Source organism: Deltaproteobacteria bacterium PRO3, assembly GCA_030263375.1.
In the GTDB taxonomy this organism is placed as follows: domain Bacteria; phylum UBA10199; class UBA10199; order DSSB01; family DSSB01; genus DSSB01.
This window is the reverse complement of record SZOV01000150.1, coordinates 1-5,200: the sequence shown is the minus strand read 5'-3', so window position 1 is coordinate 5,200 and position 5,200 is coordinate 1. Positions and strand designations below refer to the sequence as shown.

General features: G+C 57.2%; 6 protein-coding genes. All 6 read right to left on the bottom strand.

What is annotated here, in order from left to right:
• Positions 1-989: class I SAM-dependent methyltransferase (locus FBR05_14620; GenBank protein ID MDL1873411.1), on the bottom strand; the 989-nt coding region annotated here is incomplete at its 3' end.
• Complete coding sequence (rfbG, locus tag FBR05_14615) at positions 986-2,092, bottom strand: CDP-glucose 4,6-dehydratase (protein ID MDL1873410.1); 1,107 nt, start codon at positions 2,090-2,092, stop codon at positions 986-988. The genes FBR05_14620 and rfbG, both read right to left, overlap by 4 nt.
• Entirely contained in the window at positions 2,053-2,823 is a 771-nt protein-coding gene (rfbF, locus tag FBR05_14610) for a glucose-1-phosphate cytidylyltransferase (GenBank protein ID MDL1873409.1), read from the bottom strand. The genes rfbG and rfbF overlap by 40 nt, the downstream gene beginning before the upstream one ends.
• Positions 2,820-3,545 carry a hypothetical protein gene (locus FBR05_14605; GenBank protein MDL1873408.1) on the bottom strand — a complete coding sequence of 242 codons (726 nt, stop codon included), beginning with the start codon at positions 3,543-3,545 and terminating at the stop codon, positions 2,820-2,822. The genes rfbF and FBR05_14605 overlap by 4 nt, the downstream gene beginning before the upstream one ends.
• A 43-nt stretch (positions 3,546-3,588) precedes the next feature.
• The gene (locus FBR05_14600) at positions 3,589-4,068 is read right to left on the bottom strand and encodes a holo-ACP synthase (GenBank protein ID MDL1873407.1); all 480 of its coding nucleotides are present in this window, start codon (positions 4,066-4,068) and stop codon (positions 3,589-3,591) included.
• A gap of 46 nt (positions 4,069-4,114) precedes the next feature.
• A partial coding sequence (locus FBR05_14595) for a hypothetical protein (GenBank protein MDL1873406.1) occupies positions 4,115-5,200 on the bottom strand: 1,086 nt, incomplete at its 5' end.

Here is a 5,200-nt window from a genome sequence, read left to right as displayed (position 1 = left end):
TAGTTCAGAAGAATCGTGCCCTTGGCGGGGGCTCCGTAGGCAACGACGGATTTACCGTCCTCCTTGATCGAAATGAGCAGGGTCAACAATTCCCTTTTCAACCTTCGAACGCGGTCCGCAAAACCTGCATAGCAATCGATCCTGTCGATTCCCGCGCTGCTCTCCAGCTCCCGGATTTCACATACTCGCGCGGTTTCTTCCCTTCCATCCTCGGGATGGCCTGCATACAACCTCAGGGACCCACCGTGCGTTTTTAGATTTCGGGCGTCGTAGACTTTCAAACCCTGCTTTCCCAAAAGCCGCTCGACGGTCCAGAGTGAGAAATAGCAAAAGTGCTCGTGATAAATTGTGTCGAACTGCAACTCTTCCATCAATTTTAGCAAATGGGGAAATTCGAGGGAAAGAACGCCTCCGGGCTTCAACAATTCCTTCAGTCCGGCGGTGAAATTAATTAAATTCGGAACATGAGCCAGGACGTTGTTGGCCACCAAAAGGTCGGCCTTGCCCTTCTCCTTCGCGAGTTTTCTGGCGAGATCTAAGTCGAAAAACTCCTCGACGGTTGGAATGCTCGCCGCTTTAGCAACCCGGGCGACATTGTGTGCGGGCTCTATCCCCAGGACCTGAATACCGGCGTTATGGAAATTTTTTAGTAAATAACCGTCGTTGCTCGCTATCTCGACCACAAGACTTGCAGAGCCAAGCCCGAGTACCCGAATCGACTCTTTTGCAAACTCGGCGGCATGAGCCAGCCACGAACTGGAATAGGAAGAAAAATAGGGATATTCGCGAAATAGGGTTTCGGGGCTCGCAACCTCCCCGACCTGGACTAAAAAACAGAACTCGCAGACCTTGGTATGCAGCGGATAGTGAACTTCGGGCTCGTCTTGAAGATCGGGGGTGCGAAAGGCATTCGACAAAGGCATTTTGCCTAAATCCACGAAACTTCGCCGCAAAGGTGTCCCGCAAATTCGACAAAGGGACTTACTCATTCCCCCCCCAGAGATTGAAAATTCCCGATTTGCGCCAATGTCGAAGCCCTGGGATCGCCACCGCCAGCAAATAATCGATACCACTCCACGGTCCACTCTAACGCGAACTGGATGGAAAGCTTGGTTCGCCATCCTAAATAGGACTGAGCCTTGGAAGGGTCGATCCGCAATAACTTACATTCTTGTACTTTCGAAAGCGGCCCACCCTCTTCCCACTCGCCCTTCCCCCATAACGTTAAAATGCGGTCAGCCACCTCCCCAACGGTCGTAGACTGGACTTCCGAAGGTCCAAAATTCCATGCGGCGGCGAATTTGGAGCCTCCCTCCCACAGCCGTTCCGCCAAGACTAGGTAACCGTTGACCGCGTCCAGGACGTGCTGCCAGGGACGAGTCGCTGACGGAGTTCGCAACAAAATTTTTCGATTTTCAAATAGAGCCCTCATGATATCGGGGATCAAACGTCCCTGGGCGAAATCTCCGCCGCCTATGACGTTTCCGGCCCGAGCGCTCCCCAGGAAAACCCCGCTACCCGCTTCTTTGGAAAAAAAGGAGCAGCGATACGCGCGAATCGCGAGCTCGGCGGCCGCCTTACTCGCGGAATATGGATCTTTGCCACCCAACTCGTCCTCTTCCCGATAGCCCCAAGGCCACTCTTTATTTTCGTAACATTTGTCGCTGGTTATGCAAACCATGGTTCGCACCGAGCTTGATCGCCGAACCGCTTCCAGGATGTGAACCGTTCCCAAAAGGTTTGTCGCGAAAGTCAATTCGGGATCCTCGTAGGCCTTGCCCAGAAGGGCCTGAGCAGCCAAGTGAATGACGATTTCCGGACTATGGTCGAGTATGGCGTTGCTTAGGGCCTCTAGGTCTTCGACGTTTCCCTCCAAAGAGACCATCCCATCGGCCACGGAAGCGAGGGCAAATAGACTCGGTTGGGTTGTAGGAGGAAGGGAAAATCCGATGACCTTTGCCCCCGCCTGCTGCAGCCACAAAGAAAGCCACGATCCCTGAAAACCGGTATGCCCAGTTACAAAAACTCGTTTTCCCTGCCAGAAACCCGATTTCATGGCCATACCTTCCAGGGCGCCCGTCCGGACGCCCATAGGGATTCGAGCTTCGCTTTATCCCGAGGGGTATCCATGGGCATCCAAAACCCCTCGTGCCGATAAGCCGAGAGCTGTCCCTCGCGGACCAGCCGGGCCATCGGGTCGACTTCCCAGGAGATATCGTCTCCGTCGATGTAATCCAGGACCCGAGGCGAAAGGATGAAAAACCCCCCGTTGATCCATCCAGACTCGCCTACGGAATGCTCCTCGAAAGCGGCAACTTTGTCTCCGTTGAGACTTAAAGCGCCGAATCTAGCCGGGGGCCTGACCGCCGTCACGGTTGCAAGGGTCCCTTGATCTTTGTGAAATTTAATCAACTTAGTAATGTCAATATTCGCCAAACCATCACCGTAGGTCATACAAAAATCGCCATCTTCCAGAAACCTTTGAATTCGCTTTAAACGGCCCCCGGTCATCGTATCAATGCCGGTATCCAATACCTGGACTTTCCAGGCTTCCGACGGAGGCTGGGCGGGTCGGTACGAACCTGAGCCCAGTCGGAAAACCCCGTCGGAAATATGCAGGGAATAATTCCCAAAAAACTCCTTAATCACGTAGCCCTGGAGCCCGTGGCAGATTATAAATTCGCGAAAGCCGAAATGGTCGAATATCTTCATGATATGCCAAAGAATGGGCATACCGCCGATCTCGACCATCGGCTTGGGTCGAAGCTTGGTCTCCTCTCCTAACCTAGATCCTCTGCCGCCCGCCAAAATAACTGCCTTCATGCTTTGCCCCCGGAATCGAGGATCGAATCATCGCGGACCAGCCGGATTTCCGGAAGCTTGACGGGAATGTAGTGAACCATCGGCTGGCCGCGCGGAATAACGATGGCATCCTGCTCCGCGGAAATAGCGGAGAAATCAATATCGACGGGAATCTTCATTTGGCCGGAAATGTTAGAAAGGGAAAGTGCCATCGCCTGACCGACGGAGAAACCAGGAGGATATCGATAATTCGGCAGAGGCAACATCAGTAGAGTGTAATTTTCCGGGAGGCCCGTCATGAAAACCCCCGCCTGAATGATCCACGCCCCGACCCGCAAATCACCTAGGACAAACATATGAAGAGGAAATTTGAGGCTCGACGATTGGGGCAATTCGGCGATGTATCCCGGAAATCGTTCGCCGGTTGGCCGAATTTGCACCATTTCTTGGGTAGGGATAAACGTGAATTTCCCCGAACCTCCCTCTTCCCAATAGGTATCTACCTCGACCCTGCCATCCCGAAAGAATCTACATGTATAAGGCATGAACAGAGTAATGCCTATCCTTTCCCTGGCTTGGATTCCCGGACAGGCCGAGTGGTCCAAGAGCAGGTTGGGGATTCCCGCGTGCATGGATTCCCAATCAGGCCTAAAACCGATTTTCGGACAGGGAAAGTCCGGATGCACCAAGGTGTAGGTCAAATCAAATTGCGCAATGGTGTTAAGGAGGACCTGTTTTACCATTTATCGAATTTTATCAACTACCGGCAGGGTTTCCAATTCAAAACTAGGAGGGCTTCATCCTAACAATCGCCACCGCCGCCACATAATCCCCGCTATGGCTGATGCTCACCTTGATCTCGGCGATCCCGATCTCCCGCGCGTTTTCCAAGGCCCGGCCGTGCTGGATCACCGTCGGCGCCCCGGAATTTCCCGGCAGGATCTCAATCTCGATCAAGGGCGCCCCGCCACCGCGAGTGTAGTTCTTCCCCTCCGGCCTCACGTTCATCTTGGCCTTCACCACGGCCTCCTTCGCGGCCCAGCGCCCCGCGAAGCTGGCGCGCGGGTCCGGCGCCGCGCGGCAATAGGCGATCTCGGCGGGCGTAAAGTTGCGCTCGAGGAAGTTGGGGTTGTCGCTGTTGATCTCGGAGATCAGCTGGACGTCGACGCCTAGCCCTAAAGCCCCGCCGGCGACGGTGCCCAGGGCCTCTGCCAAGGCCCGACGGATCCCTTCTTTTTCTGATGGGTCACGAGTTTCCGCGGACATCCGTCCCTCCGCCGAAATCTTCTCCCATCGCGGGACCTAAGACCACTTATTTTCCGCCGTCCTTCTTGTCATCCTGGGGCGGACTGAAGCGGTAGCCGACTCCGGGATAGAAGGTCGCCCGCGCCGTCGGATCCAGGTAGACCCGGCTGCGCTCCTCGGCCGTGTAGGGCGCCTCGGTCTTGGGGATCATGAGGGCCCGCCGCGCCGTGAGACCGTCCTGCCAATGCCGCGTCGCCTTGGCCTCCCGCTCGGCGCGCTTGGCCGCGTAGGCCGCCGTCCCCTCCGCGCCCACCGCGGCGAAGAGGTAATCCGGATGGATGAGCAGGATCTGGGCCCCCGCCTGGCCGAAGCCGAAGCTCTGCAAGAGGCCCGCCTTCATGCCTGCCACGGGGATGGTGCGGTTGGGATAGAGCAGGTGCTTGTTCTCGCGCAGCGCCGGATCGACGTTGTCCTGGGCGCGGTTGCCCGGTACCTGGCCGGTCAACAGGGACTGCACGAGGCCGTTGAACATCCAAGCGGCGGCCGCGCCCTTCGGGTGCCCGGTCAGCCATTTCTGGGCGACGACGAAGAGCGGGTTGCCCTCGCTGCGGCCCAAGTGGGCCATCTGCTGCTGCACCACCGCGCTCTCGTTCTTGTCGTTGGCTTGGGTGGAAGTGCCGTGGAAGCTGGTGATCGCGATGTCGTCGGGCTTGAGCCCGAAGACCGCCAGGGCGCCGCGCAAGGGCGCGATGGTCGGATCGTCCTTGTAGAAGTCCTGGCCGTAGAGGGCCAGGGCGGCCTTCTCCATCCGAAGCGCGTTGGCCTGGATGAAATCCATCCGCTGGCGGAACAGCGCCACGCCGGCCTCGTCAGGATTCTCCCCGACTTCCGAGTGCAGCTTGTCCGACTCCTCCAGCTTCCATTGCTGGATGCGTTGGCGCTCCGCCTCGAGCTGTTTGCGTCGGAACTCCAGATCCAGCAAAGGCGAGCTCATCCCGCCCTGCTTTTCCTTGGCCGCGGTGAGAATCCCCTGCCCCGGCGCCGGGACCGAGCGGCCCTGCTCGTCGGTGGCCGTGTGGGTCATCGCGACGATGCCGTAGACCGGGACGCCCATCTGGATCGCCAGATCCGCCGACATCAGCACCTGCACGCC

Coding starts and splice junctions, on each gene's coding strand:
- rfbG (MDL1873410.1), bottom strand. CDS start 2,092: ATGGGCGTCCGGACGGGCGCCCTGGAAGGTATGGCCATGAAATCGGGT.
- rfbF (MDL1873409.1), bottom strand. CDS start 2,823: ATGAAGGCAGTTATTTTGGCGGGCGGCAGAGGATCTAGGTTAGGAGAG.
- FBR05_14605 (MDL1873408.1), bottom strand. CDS start 3,545: ATGGTAAAACAGGTCCTCCTTAACACCATTGCGCAATTTGATTTGACC.
- FBR05_14600 (MDL1873407.1), bottom strand. CDS start 4,068: ATGTCCGCGGAAACTCGTGACCCATCAGAAAAAGAAGGGATCCGTCGG.